The following is a 25902-nucleotide window of genomic DNA, read 5'->3' as shown; positions in this document are numbered from 1 at the left end:
GCATGCCCAAGCCCATGCCTCATCCCATGCCACCGTTGCCGCCCCACCGCGGCCTGCACGTGCCCGGCGTGCACGGCTACACCGACCGCAAGAGCGTGGCCGCCGGCGAGGTGGTGCGCTTTCACCTGAGCAGCGACGTGCCCTGCACGCTGTCGGTGTGCCAGCTCGGGCCCGATGTCGAAGGCCGCTCGGCCGACACCGTGCTGCACACCTTCGCGCCTTCGCCGGCGCGCGCGCATCCGATCTACCCCGGCTCCTACGTGCAGGTGGCGCGCGGGCTCGACCAGCCGCTGCGCGCGCTCACGCTCGAATGCTGGGTGCAGGTGTGGAGCACGGGCACGCGGCAGAGCGTGCTCGGGCAGTTCGACCTGCCGGCTGCCTGCGGCTACGGGCTCTTCATCGATGAAGACGCCCGCGCGGTCTTCTACCTGGGCGACGGCGGTGCGTTCTACGGCCAGGGCCAGCTCGCGGGCGGCGCCTTGCGCCCCAAGCGCTGGCACCACCTGGTGGCGACCTGGGACGGGCAGGAGACGGTGCTGTGGGTCGACGGCGAGGTGGTGGCGCGCGGCCGATGGAGCGGCAGTGCGCAGCCCGGCCGCGGAAGCGGCTCTCTGCAACCGGGCACTGCACCGCTGCGCCTGGGCAGCAGCGGCATCGACGGCCTGGCGGACGCGTTCCTCGAAGGCGACATCGTCATGCCCGCCATCTATTCGCATGCCCTGCAGCCCGACGAGGTGCGCGCGCGTTTCGCCGACCGCGGCCTGCACACGCCGCGCGGGCGCACGGTGCTGGCCTGCTGGCCGCTTCGCGAGGAGCGCGGCGACACGGTGGCCGACGCCAGCGGGCACCAGCGCACGGGGCGCATCGTCAACCACGGCACCTGGATGATCGTGGGCCCGGCCTTCGAGCCGAAGCGCGTGAACGAGTTTTCGGACGACGGCTACGACCCGCTGGCCGACCCCACGCGCGGCCACGGCCTGCGACTGGCGAGCGACGACCTGTACGACTGCCGCTGGCCCGAGAGCCACGCCTTTCGCATTCCCGAGACTGCGAAGTCGGGCGTGTACGTGGGGCGCGTGCACTTCCTGCTCGACGGCGAACCGGCCGTGTACGACATCACTTTCATCGTGCGCCGCGCCGCGCACCGGGCGCCCGCGCCGGTGCTGGTGCTGTGCGCCACCAACAGCTGGCTGGCCTATGCGAGCACGCCCTTCGCGAAGAACGTGGCGAGCGACCCGGTGTGGCCGCGGCGCTCGGTCGGGCTGGAAAACAGCCACCCCGACGCGCCCGCCTACAGCAGCTACACCTACCACCGCGGCGGCCAGCCGACCTACCAGGTCGGCCTGCGCATGCCGTGGCCCAACGCCAGCCCCAACGCGCTGTACGACCCGGACGACGCGGGCTTCAGCCAGTGGACGCGGCTGGAGCGCCGCCTGCACGTGTGGCTGGACCAGGCGGGCTACGACTACGACGTGGTGAGCGACCTGGACCTGCACCGCGACCCGGGCCTGCTGAAGGCCTACAAGACCGTGGTCATCAACGGCCACAGCGAGTACTGGTCGCTGCCGGCCTGCGACGGGCTGGACGACTATCTCTCGGGCGGCGGCACGGCCGTGGTGCTGTCGGGCAACACCATGTACCTGCGCGTGAGCTACGACGAAGACGGCACGGTGATGGAGCAGCGCAAGGTGCTCGGCCCGAACGACGCAGACTGCGAGCATGGCGAGCGTGGCGAGGAGGCCGCCCAGGCGGCCCAGGCCTCCCAGGTGCGCCCGCCCGCCGGCCCCTTCGGCGAGCAGTACCACGCGCAGGACTGGGCGCGCGGCGGCCAGTTCCGCCAGGCCGGGCGCTCGTGCGCCGAGCTCATCGGGCTGGAGTCGGCGGGCTGGGCCTTTGCCGAGGGCAGCGACTTCGGCGTGTACCACGCGACGCAGCCGCGCCACTTCCTGTTCACGCAGCCGCACCCGCTGGGCCTGGCCGAGGGCGCGACCTTCGGCCACGCGCCGGGCGGCGGCCTGCCGCGTGCCATCGGCCACGAGTGGGACCTGAGCGTGGCCACGCTGCGCCGCATGACGCACACGCTGCCCGCGGGCCAGCAGTTGCCCGAGCCGCAGCGCGGCATCGAGGTCATCGCGCAGGGGCGCCGGCTGCAGCCGGGCCGGCTCGATGCGTACCTGGACTACTTCTCGAACCTGACCGACTCGCTGGACGGGCTCTCGGCCGAGATGATCTATTGGGAGCGCCCGCAGGGCGGCCGCGTGTTCAACGCCGGTGCCGTCGGTGCGAGCTGGGTGCTCGGTGTCGATCCCTTGTTCGAAGGGGTGCTGCGCAACGTGCTGCACCATTTCGGCGTTCGCCCCGCCACGGGGGCGGACCGCCCGGTTCAACCATCCCTGGAGCACGCAACGCCATGAGCACACTCGCCCCACGCACCGCCGGCCTGCCGGAGCAGGCCGATTCGGCACAACCTGCCCAACCCGTCGAGCCCGCCGAGGCCGCCGTTGTGCGGCAAAGCACCCTGCGCGTCATCACCGCCATTTCCATCGGCAACGCGCTGGAGTGGTTCGAGATCGTGATCTACGGCTTCCTGGCCGTGACCATCTCCAAGCTGTTCTTTCCCGCGGAGAACGAGAGCGTGTCGCTGCTCATCACGCTGGGCACCTTCGGCGTGACCTTCGTGATGCGCCCGGTCGGCTCGCTGGTGCTCGGCGCCTACGCCGACGCACGCGGACGCAAGAACGCGCTGACGCTGTCGATGGCGATCATGCTGTGCGGCACGCTGCTGATCGCGGTGTCGCCGACCTTCGCGCAGATCGGGCTGTGGGCGCCGGGGCTGGTCATCCTCGCGCGGCTGCTGCAGGGCTTTGCCGCGGGCGGCGAGTTCGGCAGCGCCACCGCGCTGCTGGCCGAGCAGGACCCGCGCCGGCGCGGCTTCTTCGCCAGCTGGCAGTTCGCGAGCCAGGGCATCACCACCTTCCTGGCGGCGGGTTTCGGCATGGGGCTGAACACGCTGCTCACGCCCGAGCAACTGCTGGCGTGGGGCTGGCGCATTCCGTTCTTCTTTGGGCTGCTGATCGGGCCGGCCGGCCTGTACATCCGCCGCCACCTCGACGAGGGGCAGGAGTTCAAGCGCGCGGCGCAACAGGTGCAGCAAGCCACGCCGGTGCGCACCACGCTGGTCGAGCAGCGCGGGCGCACGCTGGCGGCCATGGGGCTCATCATCCTGGCCACGGTGGTGGCCTACACGGGGCTGTTCATGCCCACCTTCGCGGTGCGCCAGCTGGGCCTGCCGGCGTCGATGGCGTTCGCGGGCACCTTCTGGTTCGGCGTGCTGCAGTTTGTGCTGGTGCCGGTGTTCGGCGGCCTGTCGGACCGTGTGGGGCGCGTGGTCATCATGCGCGGCGCGGCGCTGGTGATGGGCGTGATGATCGTGCCGCTGTTCTACCTGCTGGTGAACCATCCGTCGGTGCCGGCGCTGATGCTCGCGCTCACCGCGATGGGCGTGGTGGCCTCGGCGTACTGGGGGCCGATCTCGGCGGCGATGTCGGAGCTGTTCCCCGCGGCCACGCGCGGCACGGGGCTGTCGGTGAGCTACAGCTTCGGCGTGGCGATCTTCGGCGGCTTCGCGCCCTTCATCAGCGCCTGGCTCATCGCGGCCACGGGCAGCAAGATCGCGCCGTCGTTCTACGTGGCCTTCGGCGTGGTGGTGAGCCTGGTGGCGCTGCGGGCGGCGCGGCGCTACGGAGTGAAATGAGGTTCACCGGCCGGTGGCGGTGAGGTGAGTTCGCCGGCCGGCGCCGCGAACAGCAGTTTTTTCCAAGTCGGGCCGGTGCATCGTAGGTAGGCTGCGTTCATTCCCACTCCTTCGGAACGAACGACCATGCGGCCCAGCGACGCGCAATGCCAGACAGACGTCTTCCATCAACTGCACACGCGCTCCGAGCCGCTCGTGCTCGTGAACGCGTGGGACGCCGTCAGTGCCCGCGTCGTCGAGCGCGCCGGGGCGACGGCCATCGGCACCACCAGCGCGGGCATGGCCTGGTCGCTGGGCTACGCGGACGGCGAGCGCATGCCGGCGAGCGAGCTGCTCGCGGCCTGCGCGCGCATCTGCCGCGCGAGCGCCGTGCCGGTGAGCGTCGACATCGAGAGCGGCTTCGGCGAGAGCACGCAGGCGGTGGTCGACGTGGCGGGCGCGCTGATCGACATGGGTGTGGCCGGCATCAACATCGAGGACGGCACGCGGCCCGGCACCCGTGAGCTGGCACCGGCCGATGTGCTGTGCGAGCGCATCGCCGCCATCCGCGAGCTGGACGCGCGCTTCTTCATCAACGCGCGCACCGACGCCTACTTCGTGCCCTGGGACGATCCCGCGGCCCGCTTCGAAGAGGCGAAGCGCCGCGCGCGGCTGTGCGAGGCGGCGGGCGCGAGCGGCATCTTCGTGCCCGGCATGGCCGGGCTGGACGAGATCGCCGGGCTCGCGAGCGCGGTGCGCCTGCCGGTGAACGTGTACGCGGGCTATGCCGGCGCGCCGCCGGCCGGCGACCTGGCGCGCGCCGGGGCCCGGCGCATCAGCCTGGGCTGCGGGCCGCTGCAGTCGGCGCTGGGGCTGGTGCAGCGCATCGCCACGGAGGCCTTCGCGCAGGGGCGCTTCGCCGCGATGGGCGAGGGCATGCTGTCGGTCGGGGAGATCAACGGGCTGTTTCCCGCCGCGCGCTGAGCACCCCGTCCGCAGGGCGGGTTCAGATGCCGACCCGCAGGGCGGGTTTGGGGCCGGTCCGCAGTGCGGGTTCGGGTACAGTGGGCGCCCCTTGCAGCAGCCCACCCCGCCCGAAACCCGTTCCCCGCACAGCATCCGCCTCGACGCGGTGACGCTGGTGCGCGGCAGCCAGCACGTGTTCGAGGGGCTCACGCTGAGCCTGCACGAGGCGCGCATCGGCCTGGTCGGCGACAACGGCGCGGGCAAGAGCAGCCTGTTTCGGCTGATCAGCGGGCTGGAGCAGCCGCAGCAGGGCCGGGTCACGGTGCACGGCTTCGACACGCAGACCGACCGCAAGCAGCTGTCGAAGCACGTCGGCCTGATGTTCCAGAACCCCGACGACCAAATCATCTTTCCCACCGTGGCCGAGGAACTGGCCTTCAGCCTCACGGCGCGCGGCGAAACCCGCCAAGCCGCGCGGCAGCAGGCGCGCGAGTTTCTTGCGCGGCGGGGGCTCGAAGCCTGGGCCGGGCGCGCCGTGGGCGAACTGAGCCAGGGGCAGCGCCAGCAGGTGTGCCTGCTGGCCTTGCAGATCAGCGAGCCCGCCACGCTGCTGCTGGACGAGCCCTTCGCCAGCCTCGACCTGCTGAGCCAGGCGCGGCTCGCGGCGCAACTCGAGGCCACCGACCACCAGATCGTGCTGTCCACGCACCTGCTGGACCACGTGGTCGATTTCGAGCGCGTGCTGTGGCTCGAACAGGGCAAGGTGCGCGCCGACGGCCCGGGCCGCGAGGTGTGCGAGGCCTATGCCGCGAACGTGCGCGAGCGCGCCGCGCTGGAGCGGGCCCGCCATGCGTAGCCTCTATTCGGACCAGCCGACGTGGATGCACGCAATGGCCGCGTGGGTCAAGCTCGCGGTGCTGTCGGTGTGCGGCACGCTGCTGGTGCTGGTGGAGCGGCCCGTGGTGCTGGCCGTGGCCTGCGCGGTGGTGCTTGCGATCTTCGCGTCGCTCGGGCCGCCTGCGTGGCGCCGCGCGCGCATGCTGCTGGGCGTGGCCATCGCGGGCGCGATGATCGTCGGCTTCCACTGGGCCATGGGCACCACGTCGTTCGGCGTGGTGAGCGCGCTGCGCCTGGCCAGCGCCGCCACGCTCGCGCTGATGCTCACGCTCACCACCCGCTTCGAGGACCTGCTGGCGGTGCTGGAGGCGGTGCTGCACCCGCTGCGGCGCCTGGGCGTGCCGACCGAGCGCATCGCGCTGGGCCTGGGGCTCATGCTGCGCTTCGCCGAAAATTTCTACGTGCAGTGGCAGCGCCTGGACGACGCCTACCGCGCGCGCACCGGCCACGGCGGCGGCCTGCGGCTGCTGGCGCCGCTGACCATCCGCACGCTGCAGACGGCCGAGCGCGTGGCCGACGCGCTGGCGGCGCGGCTGGGCCGCTGACCTTTCATTTCTTCACCGATCCACCGATCGCGATTGCATTGCCATGACCACCACCGGCTCCCTCACTTCGTCCCGCTCCCTGTCGTACATCGCGCTGTTCGCGGCGCTGATGGCGGTGTTCGGCCTGATTCCGAAGATCGACCTGCCGTTCGGCGTGCCGATCACGCTGCAGTCGCTGGGCGTGATGCTGGCGGGCTGCCTGCTGGGGCCGCGCCGCGGCTTCCTGGCCATCGGGCTGTTCCTGCTGGCGGTGGCGCTGGGGCTGCCGCTGCTGTCGGGAGGGCGCGGCGGCCTGGCGGTGTTCGTGGGGCCGACCTCGGGCTTCTTGTTCGGCTGGCTGTTCGGGGCCTTCGCTTGCGGCTTGGCGATGCGGCTGCTGATGCGCGTGGCGGTGCGCCGTGGCACGGGTGCCGCAAGTGCAGCGGGGGCTTCGAGCGCTTCCGGTGCTTCCGGTGTTGGAGGCCTGCCGCTGCTGGCCGCGGCCTTCGTGTCGTCGGTGCTGGGCGGCATCGGGGTGGTCTACGCCATCGGCATCGTCGGGCTGTCGTGGGTGGCCCACATGTCGCTGGCGCAGGCCACGCTGGCCATGCTGGTGTTCATTCCGGGCGACCTGATCAAGTGCGGCATCTGCGCGATGCTCGTGCAGACGGTGGCGCGCGGCATGCCGGGCTGGCGGCTGGACCGCGACTGAGCGCCCGAGCTACCCGGCGCGGCGCCTGAAGACGGTGGCCGACAGGTAGTCCTTGCGCGGGCCGTGCACCGTGTGGCGGATGGTGAAGCTGCCGTCCGGCAGGAAGCAGTAGGCGCTGTCGTAGGTGTCGGGCGTGCACAGGTGCGTGGCCGAGCCGGCGAGCGCGTCGCCCTCGGGCAAGACCGCGATGGCATGGAACAGCCGCCGCGGCGTTTCCGCGAAGTGCACCACGAAGCCACCCGGGGCGCGCTCGAACACGTAGTCGCGGTGCCCGTCGAACTCCTTGCCGTCGGCAAGGCGGATGCGGCCTTCTTCCCGGTACTTCAGCAGGCCGGCCTCCAGCGGGGTGAACACGGCGGTGCCGGACATCGTGGCCTGGCCCTCGATGGTTCGCTCCAGCGCCCAGGCGCCGGGCAGGCGATCGAACACGGTTTCGGGGGTGCCCCACGAGGCGAAAGAAGGCAAAGGGGGCAAAAAGGAGGGGGCCGGCGCGCGCATCCGACGACTCTACGACAAGGCCGCAGGCCGCCTTCGGGCTGCGTGATTGTTTCCAGAGTGTGAACACCGCGGTTCTGGTTCATAAGGGTTTTTACTTAGATCCAGGCGCACAATTCATTCACAGACCGGCCCCCAAGCCGATCTGGGTGAACAGGGCCCCGAGCGAGGTGGCCGCCCCCCGGAGGGACGGTGACCCACCCAAGACCGGTTCGAAATCATCCAAGCAAGAACAAACGAATTGAAGGAAATCCAAATGACCGCCTCGAAGCTCCTCTCCGCCATCTCCATCGCCCTGCTGGCCGCTGCCGGTGCAGCCCACGCCGAAACCTACGAAGGCGTGCACCAGCTGACCTCGGCCGCCAGCCGCGCCGACGTCGCCAGCCAGGCCGTGGTTGCAGCGCACAGCGCCAACCCCTACGCCACCGGCGCCAACTCGGGCCCGGCCCCGGTGATCGTGTCGACGGCCGACCGCGCCATCGTCCGCTCTGAAGCCGTTGCCGCCGCCCACAGCGCCGACCCGTACGCCGAAGGCGCCAACTCCGGCGTCGCACCGCTGGTGGCCAGCTCGGTGGACCGCGCCGCGGTGCGTGCCGCAGCCCGCGCTGCCGCCCATGGCGACGCTCTGCCGCTGTAAACATGGCGCCGTAAGCATCGGCCTTCTTGTCGGCCTGCCCGCTTCTGCGGGCACCGACCCGGACCTGGAAAAAGCCGGGCCCTGCGTGTGCAGGGCCCGGCTTTTTTCTGCGCGGGCCGTATCGCTCATGAAGGGCTCAGACCGCCTGGCTACGATGGCCAGGATGCAATCCCTCGACCTGAACCCCCACCAGACCGCCCTCATTTCCATCGACCTGCAGCGCAGCAATGTCGGCCGCCAGCTCGGCCCGCACACTGCCGCCGACGTGGTGCAGCGAAGCAAGCGCATCGCCGACGCGCTGCGCGCCGCCGGCGGTACCGTGGTGTGGGTGCGGGTGGACGTGGCCGCGCTGCTGAGCCTGCCGGCCGACGCCTCCATCAGCCGCCCGGCCGGCTCGCCGGTGCCGCCGCCCGAGTTCTCCGAGCTGGTGCCCGAGTTGCAGGTGCAGCCGGCCGATGTGCTGGTCACCAAGCGCCAGTGGGGCGCCTTCTACGGCACCGACCTCGACCAGCAACTGCGCCGCCGCGGCATCAAGACCTTGGTGATGAGCGGCATCGCGACCAACTTCGGCGTGGAGTCGACCGCGCGCGCCGCCTTCGACCGGGGCTACGAACTGGTGTTCGCCGAGGACGCGATGAGTTCGCTGGCGGCCGAGCCGCACGACTTCGCGAACAGGGAGCTGTTCCCGCGCATGGGCCGCGTGCGCAGCACCGACACGCTGCTCGCGGCCATCGCCTCGGCCGCGCAGCGCTGAGTCAGCGCGCGGGCAGCAGCCGCAGCGCCGCGACCATGAAGGGCGCGGCGGGGGCAGCGGTGGCGTCGTGCAGCGCTAGCCACCATTGCGCGGTCGTTGCCGAAGGAGCGTCGGCAGCCTCTAGGGGCGCGCGCAGCTCGCAGGCGTAGCGCAACCTGCCGTCGCGCTCGTCTTCGCGAAGGGCGATGGCCTCGTCGCGGCATTCGTCCACCAGCGTCCAGCCGCCGTCGGCCTCGCCGCGAACGGATCGGCGCATCAGGCGCACCGTGATGCGCTCGGGCGGCACCGTGCGTTCATCGTCCTTCGCCGGGACGGCCACCGTCGCGCGCAGGCGCAGCGCGAGCGGCTCGCCCACGCGAAAGCCCTCGCCGCGTTCCAGCGCCATGTTGTCCAGCGCCACGCAAATGCGCCTGCGCTCGCGCACCCGCTCCACGACCATCCGCACGGCCGACACCGCGAAGACGCCGAACAGCGGTGGCCCGACCAGCAGCCACAGCCAGTTCCAGCCGCCACGCAGCGCCCAGGTCATCGCCTGGAAGCCGAAGGCCGCGAAGTACAGCAGCACCGCGAGCGCGACCAGCCACGCCACCCAGTCGGAAGCCGGCTTCGCCGTGCGCTCCGTGGCCTGCGGCGCGTCGGAACGCCACTCGATGGGCAGTTGCTCCTGCAATGGCGGCAGGCCGACCGCGCGCGGGTCGGGCCAGGGCTGCCAGAAGCCGGGCGGTGCGATGTCGGCGTCGGTGTCCGCATCAGCGTGGGCCAGCCCGATCCACTGCACATCGGTCCACGCGGGCATGCAGGCGGTGGCGGTTTCCTCGCCTTCCACGCGCAACGCGGGGGCCGGCGTGCCGGGCGGGGGTGCGTCGTCGAATTCACGCGGGTACACGCCGGGGGCGCGGTGCATGCGCTGCGTGTGCAGGTCGACGATCACGGTGTCGGCGCCGACCAGCGCCGCCTGGTAGCGGCCGTCGGACGAAGCGAAGCCGTAGCCCGGCGATGCGCCCTGCAAGTGGGCGATCAGGTCGATGGAGGGGTGGCGTTGCTGCATAAAGAGCCGCCGAGCATAGCCACTGGCCTTCGCGGCACCACGCCGGTGCGCCGTGCCGGGCAGGCTCGCCCAGCTTTGCGTGAGCCCGAGGGCCTGCGCCAAACGGCGCATTGCCTTGCCACCGCGCATCCTTCATGATGGCGCGGACCGGAGGGGGTGGCTGCACGGCCATCATGCTTTTGCATTACTGCGCCATCCTGGTGCAGTGGGCGAAAATACGAAGGCGCTCCCGCCCGCAAACAAGAAAGCATGATTCGTCGCCGCCACCGCGGCAACCCAACACGCATGGCCCTCACTCTCGCCCCTGAAGACACGCGCGGACGCATCCACGACCTGGTGTGGAGCGGCTTTCATCCCGATGCCGACATCGAATGGATGATCACCGACGAGTACCTCGATCCGGACGAGCTCACCGCCGAAGACCGTGCCTGGGTCAAGGAAGAGGCCGCGCGCGCCTGCGCCGCCAAGCATGCCGACGAGGCCACCTGGCCCGCGCTGACCGAATACGACCGCCTCGAAGCGGTGTTCGCGCAGCTGCGCGGCGAGAAGATCATTGCGCTGCACCGCGCGGGCAACACGCTGGCCGACGGCCACGACGACGTGCGCGAGCACTGGCGCGCTGCGGGCCGGCAAGACTCGGGCATTCGCGGCTGCTGCTTCTATCACTCGCAAGACCTGGACACCGCGGTGCGCACCGGCCGCCTGCACCTGGCCTTCAGCGGCGGCATGATCCCCGAGATCGAGCAGCGCGAGGCCAACACCGTGGTGGTGGGCCACCGCATCGTCGAACTGCTGCGCGCCGCCGGCTTCGGCGCGCACTGGAGCGGCAACATCGAAGAGCGCATCGAGGCCGACCTCGGCCAATGGCGCAAGCGAGGCCCCGCCGCGTGAGCGTGCAGGCCTGGCAGCCGCCGCGCCGCATCGACGCGATCGACTTCTGGCTGCGCTCGCGGCTGCTCGCCACGGTCCACGCACTGCGCGAAACGCTGCGGCCGTCGGCGCGACGCTGGCAGGTCGGCCACGCGCTGGCCGACGCGCCTGTGCTCGCGCACTGCCGCACGCCCTTGTGGGCCGACGGTCGAGCGGACGAATTTCCCCTGGTGGCGGGCAAGGTGCAGAACCTGCGCGTGGCGCGCCGCGCGTTCGACGCCATCGAGGTGCCTGCCGGCGAGGTGCTGAGCTTCTGGCGCCAGCTGGGCCGGCCCGGCGCATGGCGCGGCTTCGTCGTGGGCCGCGAGCTGCGCGGCGGTTGCGTGGTGCCGACGCTGGCAGGCGGCCTGTGCCAGTTGTCGAACGCCTTGGCCACCGTCGCCGCGCGCGCGGGTTTCGAGCTGGTCGAGCGCCATGGGCACAGCGCGCGCATCGAGCAGGCTGGGAGCGCCGGCGGCGATGCCATCGACGCCACCGTGTTCTGGAACTACGTCGACCTGAAGCTGCGGGCCCGGCACGCGTGGCGGCTCGAGGTGGAGCTGACCGACAGCGAACTGGTGCTGCGCATTCGCGCGCGTTCGCCGCTGGTGTCGAAGCCCGCGCTGGTGCTGCGGCGCGCGAACGAAGCTGGCGAAGTTGGCGACACCCCGGTGCTGCCGCTCGCGCGCGGCTGCCTGAGCTGCGACCAGACCACCTGCTTTCGCCATCGCCCGCCCGTCGATGTCGGGCCGCGCGGGCGCACCGCCGTGCTGGTCGATGGCTGGACGCCCGAGTTCGCGCGCTACCTTCATGCGCATCACCCCGACGCGCAACGCATGCAGCCGCTGCCCTTGCGGCTCGCGTTCTGGCGGCGGCCTGCGACGGGCTGGCACCGCGAACCGGTCGCCGAAGGCACGCCGCCGCCGCAATCGCCGGCCGCCGTGAGCGTGCGCCGCGCGCTGTGGCAGCGGTTGTGGGCGCGGCAGGCGGGGCGGCGGCAGGCCAGCCTGATCGACGGCCAGCGCTGGCTTGCGCTCGCCTTCGCGGCGCGCCTGGAGCCCGCGCACACGCACCTGGTCGTCGAGCAGGCGCTGTTGCCGCACCTGCAGCGCATCGGCGCGCTCGATGGCCGCCGCGTCACGGTGCTGGCCGGTGCGTTGCCGATGGCCGAGGTGGAAGCACGGCTCGACGCCGCGGCCCGGCAGTGGCCTGAAGACGCCACGCTGCGCGACTTTCGCGCCGACCCGCTGCTTGTGCGCGCCGAGGCGCTTGCGCTGGCGCGCGCGGCCGTCGTGGTGACGCCGCACGCCGAGGTCGCGCGGCATCTGGGCGTGCTGGTGCCGCAGGCCACGCTGCAGCCGCTCGATTGGGTGCTGCCTGAAATGAAGGCAACCGCGATCGAGCGTGAGCACGAGCGCTTGCCGCTCGTCGTGTTCGCCGCCAGCGCGTTGGCGCGCAAGGGCGCACGCGAGCTCGCCGCCGCGCTGCAGGGCATGCCGTGCCGGCTGCGCGTGTGGGGCTCGCCGTCGGACGACGCACGCCTGTGGCAAGGCATTGCGCACGTCGAACACATGAACTGGCGCGGCGATGCACTGGCGGGTGCCAGCGTCGTCGTGCTTCCGGCGCACATCGAACACGCGCCGCGCGCCTTGCTGCGCGCCGTGGCGGCCGGCGTGCCGGTGGTGGCGTCCACTGCCTGTGGCCTGTCGGGCCTCGGCGTGCGCGAAGTCGCGCCCGGCGACGTGGCCGCCTTGCACACCGCACTGCAGGCTGCCTGCAACCCCTGAACGGAGAAAAAACTTGGCATCGATCGAACAGGCCCGCGCGGCCCTCGCTCCCCACGGCGCGCTGGCAACGCAGACGGCCGCGGACCACTGGCGCGGCGACATCGCGCTGCCGCCGGCCATCGCCACTTTCTACGAGCAGGTGGGGCCGCTGGGCGAATGGATCAACGAGCGCGTCGGCCATGCCGGCCTCACGGTGCCCACCGCCGGCAACCCCTTCAGCATTCCGCCGCTCTCGCGCCTGTGGCAGCTGCAGGCGGGCTACCGCTGGCAGGGCATCACCGGCGAGCGGCTGGCCGACTGGCCCGAGCACTGGCTGGTGGTGGCCGACCAGGGCGCCGACCCGTTCATCTTCGACCTGCGCACGGGCGCGATCCAGTTCGCGATGCACGGCGCGGGCGCCTGGGAAGACAACGGGCCGCTGTTTGACGACATCTTTCAGATGGCCGCGTGCCTGGGCACCATCGGCCAGGTGTGGGACGAGGCGGGCGACGAGATCTTCACAAACGAGGACGACTGCGAGGTCGACCCCGTGCACCGCGCCCGCCTGATCGAACGCCTTGCGCCGCTGCTCGGCGGCGCGAGCGCGGCCGAGGACATTGCCGACACCTTCGGCTGGTAAGAACCAACGCATGACCATCGACCTCCAGACGCTCAAGTGCGGCGAATGCGGCAGCAGCGTGCTCAAGCGCACGGGCCTGAACGAATACACCTGCGAGCACTGCGGCTCGGTCACGCTGGTGGAAGACAAGGTGTCCGACCGGCTCGAGCGCGTGCTCGACCAGGTGAAGAACGAGGCCGGCCGGCGGCTCGCGGCGGAAGAGGCGCTGCGGCAGAAGCTGATGCTGCGCAAGGCCGGCATCGGCGTGGCCATCGTGCTGGGCGCGGTGCTGGTGTTCCAGGTGGTGGGGCTGCTGTTCTTCAAGTCGCGCGGCACGTCCGATGCGCAGCGGCCCACGGTCGCGGCGCTGGTGGACCGCACCATTCCCACCGACGGCGTGAAGCTCGGCGAGCCGCGCCAGGTGCTGGTGGGCAGCGGCAGCTCGGCACAGCCCAAGCTGCTGGTGGTGGCGCGCAACGAGACCGGCAAGCCGCTGTCGCGCGCCAGCATCCGCGCGGTGTACTACGACGGCGACAGCCGCCTCGACGAGCGCAGCGAGACGCTGCCCATCGCCGTGCTGGAGCCCGGCGAGAGCGCGCCCGCGCTCATCGACATGCCCAGCGGCAAGAACGTCACGCGCCAGGAGCTGCGCGTGCAGAAGCTCAGCGAGCCCTACAGCAGCGTGCAGGGGCCGCGCCTGGCCTTCGCGCGGGCGCGGCTCGTGCAGCAGGGCGAGCGCGTGCGGCTGGTGGGCCGCGTGGCCAACGACCGCAAGGACGCCACCGCCATCGGCGGCATCGAGGTGCTGGTCACGCTGTACGACGACGCGGGCCAGGTGATCGGCTTCGGCCACGGCTACGGGCAGGCCAACGAACTGGCGCCCGGCGCGCGCACCTCGGTGGACGTGAGCATCGCGCGCTTCGGCCGCGCCGCCGCCATTGCGGCGTGGGATTACCGCATCGGCTACAGCACGCTCGAAAGCAGCGGCGCGCGCACGCCGGTGCGCAGCGCCGACCGCGTGATTCGCACGGCCGGCGGCCCGGAAAACTTCAACCCCGACCTGCGCCTGGGCACCGACGACCTGCTGGCCGAAGACAGCGAGCGCTTCGACGACAGGCAGCTTGAGCTGCTGCCGCTGGTGGACGGGCGCAACAACATCCAGCAGCGGCTGTTCCTGGGCGAGCTGGTCAACCGCAGCACCGACGCGGTGGTGCTCGCGCCGGGCGGCGTGATCTCGCGCTACAGCGGCAACAAGTTCCACGGCACCACCAACATCGCGGGGCTGGCGTACCTGTATCCGGGCGAACGCTTTCCGATCTTCCTGGAGCCGGAGGACATGGAGCGCATCACGCAGACGCGCATCGAATGGAAGCCCATGCGCCGTGCCGCGCTGCCGGGCCCGCGCAAGCCCATGGAGGTGAAGGTGACGGGCACGAAGGCCGAGACCGGCAGCGTGCTGCTCAACTTCAGCCAGCGCTTCACCTACAAGAGCGTGGAGGTCACGGGCAGCGTGAAGAACCCGGGCAGCAGCATCGTCGGCAAGGTGCGCCTGTGGGTGAGCCTGCGCGACCGCAACGGGCAGCTCACCGGCTTCAAGCTGGTGGACAACCTGCCGGCCATCGCGCCCGGGGAAAGCGTGCCGTTCCAGGTGAACGTGGAGCAGAACGGGCGCGACTTCGCGAGCGTGAGCACGCTATACCAAACCGAATAGCCCCTCGGGCGACGCCGTCGGGCGGTTCGCGCCATGATCGCGCCATGATTCCGTTATCGATCCTCGACCTTTCCCCGATCACCGAGGGCAGCGACGCCGCGCAGTCGTTCCGCAACTCGCTCTCGCTCGCGCAGCAAGGCGAAAAGCTGGGCTACACGCGCTACTGGCTGGCCGAGCACCACGGCATGCCGGGCATCGCGAGCGCGGCCACGGCCGTGCTGCTGTCGTACGTGGGGGCGGGCACCTCCACCATCCGCATCGGCGCCGGCGGGGTGATGCTGCCCAACCATTCGCCGCTGGTGATCGCCGAGCAGTTCGGCACGCTGGAGTCGCTGTATCCGGGGCGCGTCGACCTGGGCCTGGGCCGCGCGCCCGGCTCCGACCAGCGCACCGCGCGCGCCCTGCGGCGCAACCTGGAGTCGGACTCAGACCAGTTCCCGCAGGACGTGGTCGAGCTGATGGATTTCATGTCGAAGGCGCCCCAGCAGGCCGTGAAAGCCGTGCCGGGCGCGGGGCTCGAGGTGCCGGTGTGGATCCTGGGCTCCAGCACCTTCGGCGCGCAGCTGGCGGCACACCTGGGCCTGCCCTATGCGTTCGCCTCGCACTTCGCGCCGCAGCAGATCATGCAGGCCATCCAGATCTACCGCGAGACCTTCAAGCCGTCGGCGCAGTTGAGCAAGCCGTACGTGATGCTGGGCTTCAACGTGTTCGCGGCCGACACCGACGCCGAGGCCGAGTTCCGCGCCACCTCGTGGCAGCAGGCCTTCGTGAACCTGCGCAGCGGCCGCCCCGGCCGCCTGCCGCCGCCGGTGGAAAACTACCGCCAGAAGGTCGGGCCGGCCGAGAACGCGCTGCTCGACTCGGTGCTGTCGTGCTCCGCCGTGGGCTCGGTCGAGACGGTGAAGAAGGGCGTGGAAGCCTTCGTGGCGCGCACCGGCGCGGACGAACTCATGATCACCTCGCAGGTGTTCGACCATGCGGCCCGGCTGCGCTCCTACGAGCTGCTGGCCGAGGCGTTCGGGCAGAAGAAGCAGTAACCACCGAGGCTCGAGCCCGCTGGCGGGCTTTTGCTGTTCAGCCTCGTGTTCAGCCTCGCCTGCGGGCTTCCTCGTCCACGAGGTCCTTCTTCGAGAGCTTGCCCACCGCCGTCTTCGGCAGCTCCGCGCGAATCTCCAGCGCGCCGATCATCTCGTGCTTGCCCAGGCGGTCTTTCAGGAAGGCCTTGAGCGCGTCCAGCGTCAGTTCCTGCGCGCCTTCCTTCAGCTTCACGAAGGCCTTGGGCGACTGGCCGCGGTAGTCGTCGGGAATGCCGATCACGCACACCTCGGCCACCGAAGGGTGTTCGTACACCGCTTCTTCCAGCACGCGCGGGTACACGTTGTAGCCGCCGCACAGCAGCATGTCCTTGGTGCGGTCGACGATGTAGAGGTAGCCGTCGGCGTCCATCTTGGCGACGTCGCCGCTGCGGAAATAGCCGTCGGCGGTCATCGACTCGGCGGTGGCCTTCGGGTTGTTCCAGTAGCCCTTCATCACGTTCGGGCCGCTGATGCACAGCTCGCCGGCTTCGCCGAAGGTGGTGACGTCCTTGGCCGGATCGTCCAGGCTCACGAGCTTGATGCGCACCTGCGGCAGCGGCATGCCGCACGAGCCTGCCTTGCGCACGCCGCGCGCGGGCGTGAAGGTGCCCACGGGCGAGGTCTCGGTCATGCCCCAGCCTTCGTTCAGGTGGCAGCCGGTGAGCGCGAAGAAGCGCTGCTCCACCTCCACCGGCAGCGGCGCGCCGCCCGAGCCGCAGAACTTGAGCGAGCGCAGGTCCATCTCCTTCGCCTTGGGGTGCGAGAGGATGGCGGTGTACATCGTCGGCACGCCGGGGAACACGCTGATCTTGCTGGCCGCGAGCTCGTTCATGACCGCGTCGACATCGAAGCGCGTGTGCAGCACCAGCGCCGCGCCCAGCCGCACGCCGAGCAGCATCGCGGCGCTGAGCGCGAAGATGTGGAACAGCGGCAGCACCACCAGGAAGCGCTCCTTGCCTTCGTCCAGGATGGGCGGCTCGCCGCGCGTGGACTCGTAGTACTGCGCCGAGGCCGAGGTGAGGTTGGCGTGCGTGAGCATCGCGCCCTTGGGCAAGCCGGTGGTGCCGCCGGTGTACTGCAGCACCACGATCTCCTCGGCCAGGTCGCCCAGCGGGTACGCGTGGTGCGCGCCCTGGCTCTTCAGCAGGTCGGTGAAGCGCACGTGGCGCGCGTCGGTGGGCACGGGCGCGACCTGGCCGGCCGCCTGCAGTTGCGCCTGCACCTTGTCGCCCGCCGCGCCGTAGTCGCCGAGGCTGCCGACCACCAGCGTCTTCAGGCGCGAGTTGTCGAGCAGGCGCGCCATCAGCGGGTACAGGTTGACGAGGTCGAGCGTGACCAGGATGTCGGTGCGGCTGTCCTCGATCTTGTGGGCCAGCACGCGCTCGGCGTCCAGCGGCGAGTAGTTGACGACCGTGCCGCCGGCCTTGAGCACGGCGAAGAAGGCGATCGGGTAGTGCGGCGTGTTGGGCAGGTACAGGCCCACGTGCACGCCGGGCTTCACGCCCAGGTCCTGCAGGCCCCTGGCGGCGCGATCGACCGCGGCGCCGAGCTCCCGGTAGGTGAGCGACTGGCCCATGAACTCGACCGCCGAATGGTCGGGCCAGCGCGCCACGGCCTCGTCGAGCATCTGCTGCACCGGCTTCACGGGCAGTTCGGCGTCCCAGCGCATGCCGCTCGGGTAGTTGCGCGTCCAGGGCAGGTCGTGGCCGGAAGCCGTGGCGGGGGAGGGGGTGGCCATGCGTCTTGTCTCCGCTGTGCTGTTGTTGCAAATCGCGCGGGCGGACGGGGCCGCCTCGTTCAGGGGCACTGTAGCGCCGGCCCTTCGCGCCGTGGGGTTGCCGCTGACAAGCCGGCGACACGGGTTTTCCCGATTTCCCACACGCCGCCAGCCCCTACCGCCGGGCTGGGACAATGGCGGGCTTATGGCAAATCATCGGATCGTGGTGGGACTGAGCGGCGGGGTGGACTCCGCCGTCACGGCGCACCTGCTCAAGCAGCAGGGGCATGAGGTGGTCGGCATCTTCATGAAGAACTGGGAAGACGACGACGACAGCGAGTACTGCTCGTCGAACATCGACTTCGTGGACGCCGCCAGCGTGGCCGACGTGCTGGGCATCGAGATCGAGCACGTCAACTTCGCCGCCGACTACAAGGACCGCGTGTTCGCCGAGTTCCTGCGCGAATACAAGGCCGGCCGCACGCCCAACCCCGACGTGCTGTGCAACGCCGAGATCAAGTTCAAGGCCTTTCTCGACCACGCCATGCGCCTGGGCGCCGAGAAGATCGCCACCGGCCACTACGCCCGCGTGCGGTCGAACGAAGCCACTGGCAGGCACGAGCTGCTCAAGGGGCTGGACCCGTCGAAGGACCAGAGCTATTTCCTGCACCGCCTGAACCAGGCGCAGCTGTCGAAGACGCTGTTTCCCGTCGGCGAGTTGCACAAGACCGAAGTGCGCCGCATCGCGGAAGACATCGGACTGCCCAACGCGAAGAAGAAGGACTCGACCGGCATCTGCTTCATCGGCGAGCGGCCGTTTCGCGATTTCCTGAACCGCTACATCTCCAAGGAGCCGGGCCCCATCAAGGACGACCGCGGCCGCAAGCTGGGCGAGCACCAGGGGCTGAGCTTCTACACGCTGGGGCAGCGGCAGGGGCTGGGCATCGGCGGCGTCAAGGACAAGGGCGCGCAGCGCGGCTCGGGCGACCATTCGCCGTGGTTCGTGGCGCGCAAGGACGTCGAAAAGAACACGCTGTGGGTGGTGCAGGGGCACGACCATCCGTGGCTCCTGTCGTCGGAGCTCAAGGCGGACGGCGCGAGCTGGGTGTCGGGCGAGGCGCCCCCGGCCGGCGAGTACGGATCGAAGGCGCGCTACCGGCAGGCGGATGCGCCCTGCGAGATGGGCGGCGGGGAACCCGGTGCGGCCGGGAGTGCCGACGAGGCATTCAGCCTGCGTTTCGGTGCGCCCCAATGGGCGGTGACGCCCGGGCAATCGGCCGTGCTGTACGACGGCGAGCGCTGCCTGGGCGGCGGCGTGATCGTCTGATCGGCTGATTCAGGGCGCCGAGCGCACCGAATCGTCGACCTGCACGATCTCCATCGGGTAGCGCTTGCCGGCCAGGTGGTCCTCGATGCACTGCAGCAGCAGCGGGCTGCGGTGCCGCGCCACGCTGGCGCGGATTTCGTCCAGCGTCATCCAGACCGTGCGAACGATGCCGTCGTCGAGCGCACGGCCTTCCTCGAAAGCGCCCAGCGTTCCCGCGAAGGCGAAGCGCATGTAGGTGATGTCTTCGCCGCCTTCCGCCACCGGCCGTGCGCGTGCCATGTAGATGCCGATGAGCGAGGTCGGCGTGAAATGGTGGGCGGTTTCTTCGAGCGTTTCGCGCGCGCAGCCCTCGGCCGGGGATTCGCCCGGGTCCAGGTGGCCCGCCGGCGTGTTGAGCCGAAGGCCATCGCCGGCCTGCTCCTCGACCAGCAGAAAGCGTCCGTCGCGTTCGATCACCGCCGCGACGGTGACATTGGGTTTCCAGCGTGGTGATGCCATGCGAGGCTTTTACCTCAGCACGTAGCCGCTGAAGCGCCAGATGCGGTCGCCGTCGAGGTGAAAGCTCACGAGTTCGCGCAGCGTGCCGTCGGGCTTGTTGGCGAAGCGGGTCTCGTATTCGATGCTGACGTACTGGCCCGCCGTTTCGGCATCGGGGTCCGCAAGGACCTGCCGGTTCACCGTGACCCAGGTGCGCATGCGGGGAGCGCCGAGAGGCGCGCGGCTCTTGGCGACCTGGCCCGTGAAATCGGCGCGGGTCACGCGCTTGCGGGCGGTGGCCGAGGCGCCGTCCCAGAGCTCGCCGGCCTTGCCCTGGTCGATCATCTGGATGGCCTGCATGCCGCCGCGCACCATGTCGCTGGCCTCCAGGTCTTGCGCGGCGGCCGGGCCGAGGCAGTTCCAGAGCAGCGTGATCGCGAGCAGCAGCCTGACGATGAGGTTCATTCCTTGTTTCACTGTTTCCTTGGGTTGTTGGGTCCGGGCGCGAGGGCCTGGCGCCACGCGATGCACGAACGGTTGGAGGCTGCCGCGCGGAAGAGATTCCCGGATGGCGAGTTGTCAGCCCATGGGCGCTAGCGCACGCTGAGCTTCGACATGCTGTTCTCGTCGATCGCCTCGAGCCGGTAGCCCAGCCCGTAGATGGCCAGCAGCAGGAAGCCGTTGTCCGGGCGCAGGTCCAGCTTGGTTCGCAGCCGCGAGATGTGGGTGTCGAGCGAGCGCGACAGCACCTCCACGCCCTGTCCCCAGACGGCCTCGTGCAGGTGCGCCCGCGACAGCAGGCGCCCGATGTTCTGGAACAGGAACAGCGCCAGCTCGTACTCGCGGTTCTTCAGTTCCACCGCCTTGCCGCGCACCTTCAGCACCCGCGAGGGCGGAAAGAAGTGGTACGGCCCGAACACCAGCTCCGCCTCGTGGCGCGCGGGATAGGTCCGGCGCAGCAGCGCGTTGACGCGGGCCTCGAGTTCTCCGGAGCGCAGCGGCTTGGCCATGAAGTCGTCGGCACCCGCGTTGAGGGCCGCGACCATGTCGCTCTCGTCGTAGAAGTCCGTCACCAGCAGCACGGGAAGCCGGTTCTTCAGGTCGACGCGGAGCTTCTTCACCAGCATCGGCCCCGACATGTCGGGCAGGCCCCAATCGAGGATGAGGAAGTCGAAGGTCTGCCGCCGCAGGGCATGCAAAAGTGTTCGTCCTTCTTTATAGAGGTGGCACTCGTGTCCGAGGCCCACCATGGCTTTGCGGATCAGCGCGAGCTGGTCCGGGCTGTCGTCGAGTACAGCAATACGCATTCCATCCCCTTCTTCTCCTTCGCCGACCTCCGTGAGCCGACGATTTGGGCGAAGTGTATCCATTTGCGACTGTGTCGATTTTTCGAGTTTGCAACTAATGCACGCTAATTCTGAAATTCAGACGAAGACTAAAAACAGTTAACTACAGTTACCAACAATTTGGTTTGGTGAAAGTCGCCCAAAGTGAGTGCGACCGACCGGTCATCAGGGCGCAGGAATCGCGCGACGCTCCGCGCTCCAGCTGCAGCGCAGCTTGGGGAAAACGCCGATTGATCACTATCAATTGAATAGCAGTGAATGCACTATTCATCGGAGCTTGAAGCCTGAAGAAGACTGCATGTTGGCGACATCGGGCGTCTGTAATCTTGCTGTAAGCTCTGCGCGCGTTCCGTGTGCCCCCTTGCTCTGAGGAGATCTCTATGCTGATAGGCGTGCCTGCCGAGACACTGGCTGGCGAAACCCGAGTGGCCGTAACACCCGAGACCGTGAAGAAACTGGTCGCCTCGGGGCACGCAATTCGTGTACAGGCGGGGGCCGGCATTGCCGCCAGCGTCACCGACGCGGCCTACCAGGCCGCGGGCGCGGAGATCACCGACCAAGTAGGCGCTTTTTCCGCCGACATGGTGCTCAAGGTGCGCACGCCTACTGATGCGGAAACCGCGTTGCTCAAGAGCGGTGCCGTCGTCATCGGCATGCTCAATCCCTTCGACGCGGGCGGCCTGCAGCGCCTGGCATCGGCCGGCGTCGTGGCCTTCGCCCTCGAAGCCGCCCCGCGCACCACGCGTGCCCAGAGCATGGACGTGCTCTCGTCGCAAGCCAACATCGCCGGCTACAAGGCCGTGATGATCGCGGCGGACAAGTACCAGCGCTTCTTCCCGATGCTGATGACCGCCGCCGGCACCGTGAAGGCCGCGCGCGTCGTCATCCTCGGCGTCGGCGTGGCGGGCCTGCAGGCCATTGCCACGGCCAAGCGCCTGGGCGCCGTCATCGAGGCGTCCGACGTGCGCCCCAGCGTGAAGGAACAGATCGAGTCGCTCGGCGGCAAGTTCATCGAGGTGTCCTACGACACCGACGAAGAGAAGGAAGCCGCCGTCGGCGTGGGCGGCTACGCCAAGCCGATGCCCGCGAGCTGGCTGGCGCGCCAGCAGGTCGAGGTCGCCAAGCGCGTGGCGCTGGCCGACGTGGTGATCAGCACCGCGCTCATTCCCGGCCGCGCCGCGCCCACGCTCATCACGGAGGACATGGTCAAGGCCATGAAGCCGGGCTCGGTCATCGTCGACATCGCCGCCGGCAAGGGCGCCGACGGCATCGGCGGCAACTGCCCGATCTCCGAAGCCGACAAGACCGTGGTCAAGCACGGCGTGACCATCGTGGGCGAGACCAACCTCGCGGCGCTGGTGGCGGCCGATGCGTCGGCCCTGTACGCGCGCAACGTGCTCGACTTTCTCAAGCTGATCGTCACCAAGGAGGGCGCGCTGAAGATCGACCTCGAGGACGACATCGTCGCCGCCTGCCGCATGACGCAGGACGGCCAGGTCACCCGCAAGTAGACACAGCGATCACGCGAGGAGAAGAACCCATGGATCCCGTTTCCCACACAGTCATCAACCTGATCATCTTCGTGCTGGCCATCTACGTGGGCTACCACGTGGTGTGGACCGTCACGCCCGCGCTGCACACGCCGCTGATGGCGGTGACCAACGCCATCTCGGCTATCGTCATCGTGGGCGCCATGCTCGCGGCCGCGCTCACCACCACGCCGCTGGGCAAGACCATGGGCGTGCTGGCCGTGGCGCTGGCCGCTGTGAACGTCTTCGGCGGCTTCCTGGTCACGCGGCGCATGCTGGAGATGTTCAAGAAGAAAGAGAAGAAGACGGCCGCACCCAAGGCTGAAGAGGGGGCTTCCAAGTGAGCATGAACCTCGTCACGCTGCTGTACCTGGTTGCCAGCGTCTGCTTCATCCAGGCCCTGAAGGGCCTGAGCCATCCCACCACCTCCATCCGCGGCAACGTCTTCGGCATGACCGGCATGGCGATCGCCGTGCTGACGACCATCGCGCTGATCCACGGACAGGCGCGCTCATTGAACGTTGGCTTCGGCACCGGCATCGCCTACGTGCTGGCGGCGGTGGTGGTCGGTGGCGGCCTGGGCGCCTTCATGGCCAACAAGGTCGAGATGACCAAGATGCCCGAGCTGGTCGCCTTCATGCACAGCATGATCGGCCTGGCCGCGGTGTTCATCGGCGTGGCCGCCGTGGCCGAGCCGTGGGCCTTCGGCATCACGGCCGCGCCCGTGGCCGCGCTCATCGGCGCGCAGACGCCCGACGGCGCCGTCATCCTCGACGGCTTCGTGCGCTACGCCATTCCGTACGGCAACCGGCTGGAGCTGTTCCTGGGCGCGGCCATCGGCGCCATCACCTTCAGCGGCTCGGTCATCGCCTTCGGCAAGCTCTCGGGCAAGTACAAGTTCCGCCTGTTCCAGGGCGCGCCGGTGCAGTTCAAGGGCCAGCACATGCTCAACCTGGTGCTGGGCCTGCTGACCGTCGCGCTGGGCCTGCTGTTCGTGGCCACGGAAAGCTGGGGCGCTTTCTTCGCGATGCTGGCGCTGGCCTTCGTGATGGGCGTGCTCATCATCATTCCCATCGGCGGGGCCGACATGCCGGTGGTGGTGTCGATGCTCAACAGCTACTCGGGCTGGGCGGCCGCGGGCATCGGCTTCAGCCTGAACAACGCGATGCTGATCGTGGCCGGCTCTCTGGTGGGCTCGTCGGGCGCCATCCTGAGCTACATCATGTGCAAGGCCATGAACCGCTCGTTCTTCAACGTGATCCTGGGCGGCTTCGGCGGCGAGGCGGCCACGGCCGGCGGCGCGGCCAAGGAGCAGCGCCCGGTGAAGACCGGCAGCGCCGACGACGCGGCCTTCGTGCTCGGCAATGCCGAGACGGTGGTGATCGTGCCCGGCTACGGCCTGGCGGTGGCGCGCGCGCAGCACGCGGTGAAGGAACTGGCCGCGAAGCTCACCGAGAAGGGCATCGTCGTCAAGTACGCCATTCATCCGGTGGCCGGCCGCATGCCCGGCCACATGAACGTGCTGCTGGCCGAGGCCGAGGTGCCGTACGACCAGGTCTTCGAGATGGAGGACATCAACGGCGAGTTCGGCCAGGTCGACGTGGCGATCATCCTGGGCGCCAACGACGTGGTGAACCCGGCCGCGCACACCAAGGGCAGCCCGATCTACGGCATGCCCATCCTGGAGGCCTACAAGGCCAAGACCGTCATCGTGAACAAGCGCTCCATGGCCGCCGGTTATGCCGGGCTGGACAACGAGCTGTTCTACATGGACAAGACGATGATGGTCTTTGGCGATGCTAAAAAAGTAGTGGAAGATATGGGCAAGGCCATCGAATAGGCCGAAGGTCCACGCCCGCCACGCGGGCGAATCTTCGCGGCGCCACTTCGTGCGCCGTTTTCGTTTTCAACTGTCAGATCCCGGAGGAGACAAACCCAATGACCGACCGTCCCTGGCTCAACAGCTACCCGCAAGGCGTGCCCGCCGACATCGACGCTTCGCAATACCCGTCGCTGGTCGCGCTCATGGAAGAGAGCTTCAAGAAGTACGCCGACCGCACGGCCTACAGCTTCATGGGCAAGGACATCAGCTACGGCGAGACCGACAAGCAGAGCAAGGCCTTCGCCGCGTATCTGCAGGGGCTGGGCCTGGTCAAGGGCGACCGCGTGGCCGCGATGATGCCCAACTGCCCGCAGTACCCCATCGCGGTGGCGGCCATTCTTCGCGCGGGCCTGATCCTGGTGAACGTGAACCCGCTGTACACGCCCCGCGAACTCGAGCACCAGCTCAAGGACTCGGGCGCCAAGGCGATCGTCATCATGGAGAACTTCGGCACCACGCTGCAGCAGTGCATCGCGGCCACGCCCATCAAGCACATCGTGCTGGCCTCCATGGGCGACCGGCTCGGCTTCCTGAAGGGCGCGCTGGTCAACTACGTGGTGCGCAACGTCAAGAAGCTGGTGCCGCATTTCAGCCTGCCGGGCGCGGTGCGCTTCAACGATGCGCTCGACAAGGGCGCCGGCGCTTCGCCCAAGCCCGTGGCCATCGGCCCCGACGACGTGGCCGTGCTGCAGTACACCGGCGGCACCACCGGCGTGTCGAAGGGCGCGGTGCTGCTGCATCGCAACGTGATCGCCAACGTGCTGCAGTCGGAAGCCTGGAACGAGCCGGCCATGAAGAAGGTGCCGGCCAGCGAGCAGCCCACCAGCGTGTGCGCGCTGCCGCTGTATCACATCTTCGCGTTCACGGTCGGCATGATGTTGAACATGCGCACGGGCGGCAAGCTGATCCTGATCCCGAATCCGCGCGACATCGCGGGCGTGCTGAAAGAGCTGTCGAAACACACCATCCACAGCTTCCCCGCCGTCAACACGCTGTTCAACGGGCTGGCGAACCACCCCGACTTCAACACCGTCAACTGGAAGAACCTCAAGATCTCGGTCGGCGGCGGCATGGCCGTGCAGGCCGCGGTCGCCAAGCTGTGGCTCGAGAAGACGGGGTGCTCCATCTGCGAGGGCTACGGCCTGTCCGAGACCTCGCCCTCGACCACCTGCAACCCGACCGACAGCACCGCCTACACCGGCACCATCGGCCTGCCGCTGCCCAACACCTGGCTCAAGCTACTCGACGACGAAGGCAACGAAGTGCCCGTGGGCGAGCGCGGCGAAATCGCCATCAAGGGCCCGCAGGTGATGGCCGGCTACTGGCAGCGCCCCGACGAGACCGCCAAGGTCATGACGCCCGACGGCTACTTCAAGAGCGGCGACATCGGCGTGGTCGACGAGCGCGGCTACTTCAAGGTGGTCGACCGCAAGAAGGACATGATTTTGGTGTCGGGCTTCAACGTGTACCCGAACGAGATCGAGGACGTGGTGGCGCTCATTCCGGGCGTGCTCGAATGCGCCGCGGTCGGCGTGCCCGACGAGAAGACCGGCGAGGGCGTGAAGCTGGTCATCGTGAAGAAAGACCCGTCGCTCACCGAGGCGCAGGTGCGCGAGTACTGCAGGGCAAACCTTACGGGTTACAAGCAGCCGCGAATCGTAGAGTTTCGTACCGACATGCCGAAGACACCGGTCGGCAAGATCCTGCGCCGCGAGCTGCGCGACGCCAAGAAGTAGCCCGCGTGTAAGGGTTCGGCCCGGGTAGGGCCACGGCATCG

24 protein-coding genes are annotated in these 25902 nt (G+C 69.4%); 18 read left to right on the top strand and 6 right to left on the bottom strand.

What is annotated here, in order from left to right:
* The first annotated feature begins 2 nt into the window (after positions 1-2).
* From AB6807_RS15110 to AB6807_RS15085, 6 genes are all read left to right on the top strand, one after another.
* A complete protein-coding gene (locus tag AB6807_RS15110) occupies positions 3-2414 on the top strand; it encodes a N,N-dimethylformamidase beta subunit family domain-containing protein (protein WP_371085217.1) in 2412 nt (803 codons plus the stop codon).
* Entirely contained in the window at positions 2411-3754 is a 1344-nt protein-coding gene (locus AB6807_RS15105; protein WP_371085216.1) for an MFS transporter, read from the top strand. The genes AB6807_RS15110 and AB6807_RS15105 overlap by 4 nt, the downstream gene beginning before the upstream one ends.
* A 126-nt stretch (positions 3755-3880) precedes the next feature.
* Positions 3881-4717 carry an isocitrate lyase/phosphoenolpyruvate mutase family protein gene (locus AB6807_RS15100; protein WP_371085215.1) on the top strand — a complete coding sequence of 279 codons (837 nt, stop codon included), beginning with the start codon at positions 3881-3883 and terminating at the stop codon, positions 4715-4717.
* Between the two features lie 91 nt (positions 4718-4808).
* A complete protein-coding gene (locus tag AB6807_RS15095) occupies positions 4809-5555 on the top strand; it encodes an energy-coupling factor ABC transporter ATP-binding protein (RefSeq protein WP_116912493.1) in 747 nt (248 codons plus the stop codon).
* Positions 5548-6141 (top strand): energy-coupling factor transporter transmembrane protein EcfT, encoded by a 594-nt coding sequence (locus AB6807_RS15090; protein ID WP_116912492.1) that lies wholly within the window; start codon positions 5548-5550, stop codon positions 6139-6141. Before AB6807_RS15095 ends, AB6807_RS15090 begins: the two co-directional genes overlap by 8 nt.
* 43 nt (positions 6142-6184) lie before the next feature.
* Positions 6185-6832: a biotin transporter BioY gene (locus AB6807_RS15085; protein ID WP_371085214.1), complete on the top strand. Its 648-nt coding sequence runs from the start codon at positions 6185-6187 to the stop codon at positions 6830-6832.
* A gap of 9 nt (positions 6833-6841) precedes the next feature.
* On the opposite strand, the gene AB6807_RS15080 is transcribed toward AB6807_RS15085, so the two are convergent.
* Positions 6842-7297, bottom strand: coding sequence for a DUF6314 family protein (locus tag AB6807_RS15080; protein ID WP_371085212.1), 456 nt, complete (start codon positions 7295-7297; stop codon positions 6842-6844).
* 286 nt (positions 7298-7583) lie between these two features.
* Here AB6807_RS15080 and AB6807_RS15075 point away from each other — a divergent pair, with 286 nt between their 5' ends.
* On the top strand, positions 7584-7964 hold the full coding sequence (locus AB6807_RS15075) for a helicase SNF2 (protein WP_371085211.1): 381 nt from the start codon (positions 7584-7586) through the stop codon (positions 7962-7964).
* Between the two features lie 163 nt (positions 7965-8127).
* Positions 8128-8718: an isochorismatase family protein gene (locus AB6807_RS15070; RefSeq protein WP_371085210.1), complete on the top strand. Its 591-nt coding sequence runs from the start codon at positions 8128-8130 to the stop codon at positions 8716-8718.
* Between the two features lies 1 nt (position 8719).
* Here AB6807_RS15070 and AB6807_RS15065 read toward each other — a convergent pair whose 3' ends face one another.
* Positions 8720-9766, bottom strand: a complete 1047-nt coding sequence (locus AB6807_RS15065; protein WP_371085209.1) for a hypothetical protein — start codon at positions 9764-9766, stop codon at positions 8720-8722.
* 285 nt (positions 9767-10051) lie between these two features.
* On the opposite strand from AB6807_RS15065, the gene AB6807_RS15060 reads away from it, so the two are divergent.
* Genes AB6807_RS15060 through AB6807_RS15040 form a run of 5 tightly spaced genes read left to right on the top strand, consistent with a single transcriptional unit; the run spans position 10052 to position 15808 of the window.
* On the top strand, positions 10052-10657 hold the full coding sequence (locus tag AB6807_RS15060; RefSeq protein ID WP_116912488.1) for a hypothetical protein: 606 nt from the start codon (positions 10052-10054) through the stop codon (positions 10655-10657).
* Positions 10654-12462, top strand: a complete 1809-nt coding sequence (locus tag AB6807_RS15055) for a VanW family protein (protein ID WP_371085208.1) — start codon at positions 10654-10656, stop codon at positions 12460-12462. Before AB6807_RS15060 ends, AB6807_RS15055 begins: the two co-directional genes overlap by 4 nt.
* Before the next feature lie 13 nt (positions 12463-12475).
* A complete protein-coding gene (locus tag AB6807_RS15050; RefSeq protein ID WP_371085207.1) occupies positions 12476-13081 on the top strand; it encodes a hypothetical protein in 606 nt (201 codons plus the stop codon).
* Between the two features lie 10 nt (positions 13082-13091).
* Complete coding sequence (locus tag AB6807_RS15045; RefSeq protein WP_371085206.1) at positions 13092-14771, top strand: FxLYD domain-containing protein; 1680 nt, start codon at positions 13092-13094, stop codon at positions 14769-14771.
* A gap of 44 nt (positions 14772-14815) precedes the next feature.
* On the top strand, positions 14816-15808 hold the full coding sequence (locus AB6807_RS15040; RefSeq protein ID WP_116912484.1) for an LLM class flavin-dependent oxidoreductase: 993 nt from the start codon (positions 14816-14818) through the stop codon (positions 15806-15808).
* A gap of 49 nt (positions 15809-15857) precedes the next feature.
* Here the strand turns inward: AB6807_RS15040 and AB6807_RS15035 are convergent, their stop codons facing one another.
* A complete protein-coding gene (locus AB6807_RS15035) occupies positions 15858-17585 on the bottom strand; it encodes a long-chain fatty acid--CoA ligase (protein ID WP_371085205.1) in 1728 nt (575 codons plus the stop codon).
* Positions 17586-17769: 184 nt separating this feature from the next.
* Between AB6807_RS15035 and mnmA the strand changes: the two genes are divergently transcribed.
* Positions 17770-18891, top strand: coding sequence for a tRNA 2-thiouridine(34) synthase MnmA (gene mnmA, locus AB6807_RS15030; RefSeq protein WP_371085204.1), 1122 nt, complete (start codon positions 17770-17772; stop codon positions 18889-18891).
* 9 nt (positions 18892-18900) lie between these two features.
* Here mnmA and AB6807_RS15025 read toward each other — a convergent pair whose 3' ends face one another.
* The 3 genes from AB6807_RS15025 to AB6807_RS15015 form a co-directional block, all read right to left on the bottom strand.
* A complete protein-coding gene (locus AB6807_RS15025; protein ID WP_371085203.1) occupies positions 18901-19389 on the bottom strand; it encodes an NUDIX hydrolase in 489 nt (162 codons plus the stop codon).
* Positions 19390-19398: 9 nt separating this feature from the next.
* Positions 19399-19833: a DUF4019 domain-containing protein gene (locus AB6807_RS15020; RefSeq protein WP_371085202.1), complete on the bottom strand. Its 435-nt coding sequence runs from the start codon at positions 19831-19833 to the stop codon at positions 19399-19401.
* 128 nt (positions 19834-19961) lie between these two features.
* Positions 19962-20675: a response regulator transcription factor gene (locus tag AB6807_RS15015; protein ID WP_116912479.1), complete on the bottom strand. Its 714-nt coding sequence runs from the start codon at positions 20673-20675 to the stop codon at positions 19962-19964.
* 419 nt (positions 20676-21094) lie between these two features.
* Between AB6807_RS15015 and AB6807_RS15010 the strand changes: the two genes are divergently transcribed.
* The 4 genes from AB6807_RS15010 to AB6807_RS14995 all read left to right on the top strand — a co-directional run bounded on the left by AB6807_RS15010 (position 21095) and on the right by AB6807_RS14995 (position 25861).
* Positions 21095-22225 (top strand): Re/Si-specific NAD(P)(+) transhydrogenase subunit alpha, encoded by a 1131-nt coding sequence (locus AB6807_RS15010; protein ID WP_371085201.1) that lies wholly within the window; start codon positions 21095-21097, stop codon positions 22223-22225.
* Between the two features lie 29 nt (positions 22226-22254).
* Positions 22255-22587, top strand: coding sequence for an NAD(P) transhydrogenase subunit alpha (locus tag AB6807_RS15005; RefSeq protein WP_116912477.1), 333 nt, complete (start codon positions 22255-22257; stop codon positions 22585-22587).
* Complete coding sequence (locus AB6807_RS15000) at positions 22584-24083, top strand: NAD(P)(+) transhydrogenase (Re/Si-specific) subunit beta (protein ID WP_371085200.1); 1500 nt, start codon at positions 22584-22586, stop codon at positions 24081-24083. The genes AB6807_RS15005 and AB6807_RS15000 overlap by 4 nt, the downstream gene beginning before the upstream one ends.
* 98 nt (positions 24084-24181) lie before the next feature.
* On the top strand, positions 24182-25861 hold the full coding sequence (locus tag AB6807_RS14995) for a long-chain-fatty-acid--CoA ligase (RefSeq protein ID WP_116912475.1): 1680 nt from the start codon (positions 24182-24184) through the stop codon (positions 25859-25861).
* The last annotated feature ends 41 nt before the right edge of the window (positions 25862-25902 follow it).

The sequence above is a fragment of the Variovorax sp. RCC_210 genome, assembly GCF_041355175.1.
GTDB lineage: Bacteria > Pseudomonadota > Gammaproteobacteria > Burkholderiales > Burkholderiaceae_C > Variovorax.
The sequence above is the reverse complement of the archived record's forward strand: the minus strand, read 5'-3'. Positions and strand labels throughout refer to the sequence as shown.

Coding starts and splice junctions, on each gene's coding strand:
- AB6807_RS15110 (WP_371085217.1), top strand. CDS start 3: ATGCCCAAGCCCATGCCTCATCCCATGCCACCGTTGCCGCCCCACCGC.
- AB6807_RS15105 (WP_371085216.1), top strand. CDS start 2,411: ATGAGCACACTCGCCCCACGCACCGCCGGCCTGCCGGAGCAGGCCGAT.
- AB6807_RS15100 (WP_371085215.1), top strand. CDS start 3,881: ATGCGGCCCAGCGACGCGCAATGCCAGACAGACGTCTTCCATCAACTG.
- AB6807_RS15090 (WP_116912492.1), top strand. CDS start 5,548: ATGCGTAGCCTCTATTCGGACCAGCCGACGTGGATGCACGCAATGGCC.
- AB6807_RS15085 (WP_371085214.1), top strand. CDS start 6,185: ATGACCACCACCGGCTCCCTCACTTCGTCCCGCTCCCTGTCGTACATC.
- AB6807_RS15075 (WP_371085211.1), top strand. CDS start 7,584: ATGACCGCCTCGAAGCTCCTCTCCGCCATCTCCATCGCCCTGCTGGCC.
- AB6807_RS15070 (WP_371085210.1), top strand. CDS start 8,128: ATGCAATCCCTCGACCTGAACCCCCACCAGACCGCCCTCATTTCCATC.
- AB6807_RS15065 (WP_371085209.1), bottom strand. CDS start 9,766: ATGCAGCAACGCCACCCCTCCATCGACCTGATCGCCCACTTGCAGGGC.
- AB6807_RS15060 (WP_116912488.1), top strand. CDS start 10,052: ATGGCCCTCACTCTCGCCCCTGAAGACACGCGCGGACGCATCCACGAC.
- AB6807_RS15045 (WP_371085206.1), top strand. CDS start 13,092: ATGACCATCGACCTCCAGACGCTCAAGTGCGGCGAATGCGGCAGCAGC.
- AB6807_RS15040 (WP_116912484.1), top strand. CDS start 14,816: ATGATTCCGTTATCGATCCTCGACCTTTCCCCGATCACCGAGGGCAGC.
- AB6807_RS15035 (WP_371085205.1), bottom strand. CDS start 17,585: ATGGCCACCCCCTCCCCCGCCACGGCTTCCGGCCACGACCTGCCCTGG.
- mnmA (WP_371085204.1), top strand. CDS start 17,770: ATGGCAAATCATCGGATCGTGGTGGGACTGAGCGGCGGGGTGGACTCC.
- AB6807_RS15025 (WP_371085203.1), bottom strand. CDS start 19,389: ATGGCATCACCACGCTGGAAACCCAATGTCACCGTCGCGGCGGTGATC.
- AB6807_RS15020 (WP_371085202.1), bottom strand. CDS start 19,833: ATGAACCTCATCGTCAGGCTGCTGCTCGCGATCACGCTGCTCTGGAAC.
- AB6807_RS15015 (WP_116912479.1), bottom strand. CDS start 20,675: ATGCGTATTGCTGTACTCGACGACAGCCCGGACCAGCTCGCGCTGATC.
- AB6807_RS15010 (WP_371085201.1), top strand. CDS start 21,095: ATGCTGATAGGCGTGCCTGCCGAGACACTGGCTGGCGAAACCCGAGTG.
- AB6807_RS15005 (WP_116912477.1), top strand. CDS start 22,255: ATGGATCCCGTTTCCCACACAGTCATCAACCTGATCATCTTCGTGCTG.
- AB6807_RS14995 (WP_116912475.1), top strand. CDS start 24,182: ATGACCGACCGTCCCTGGCTCAACAGCTACCCGCAAGGCGTGCCCGCC.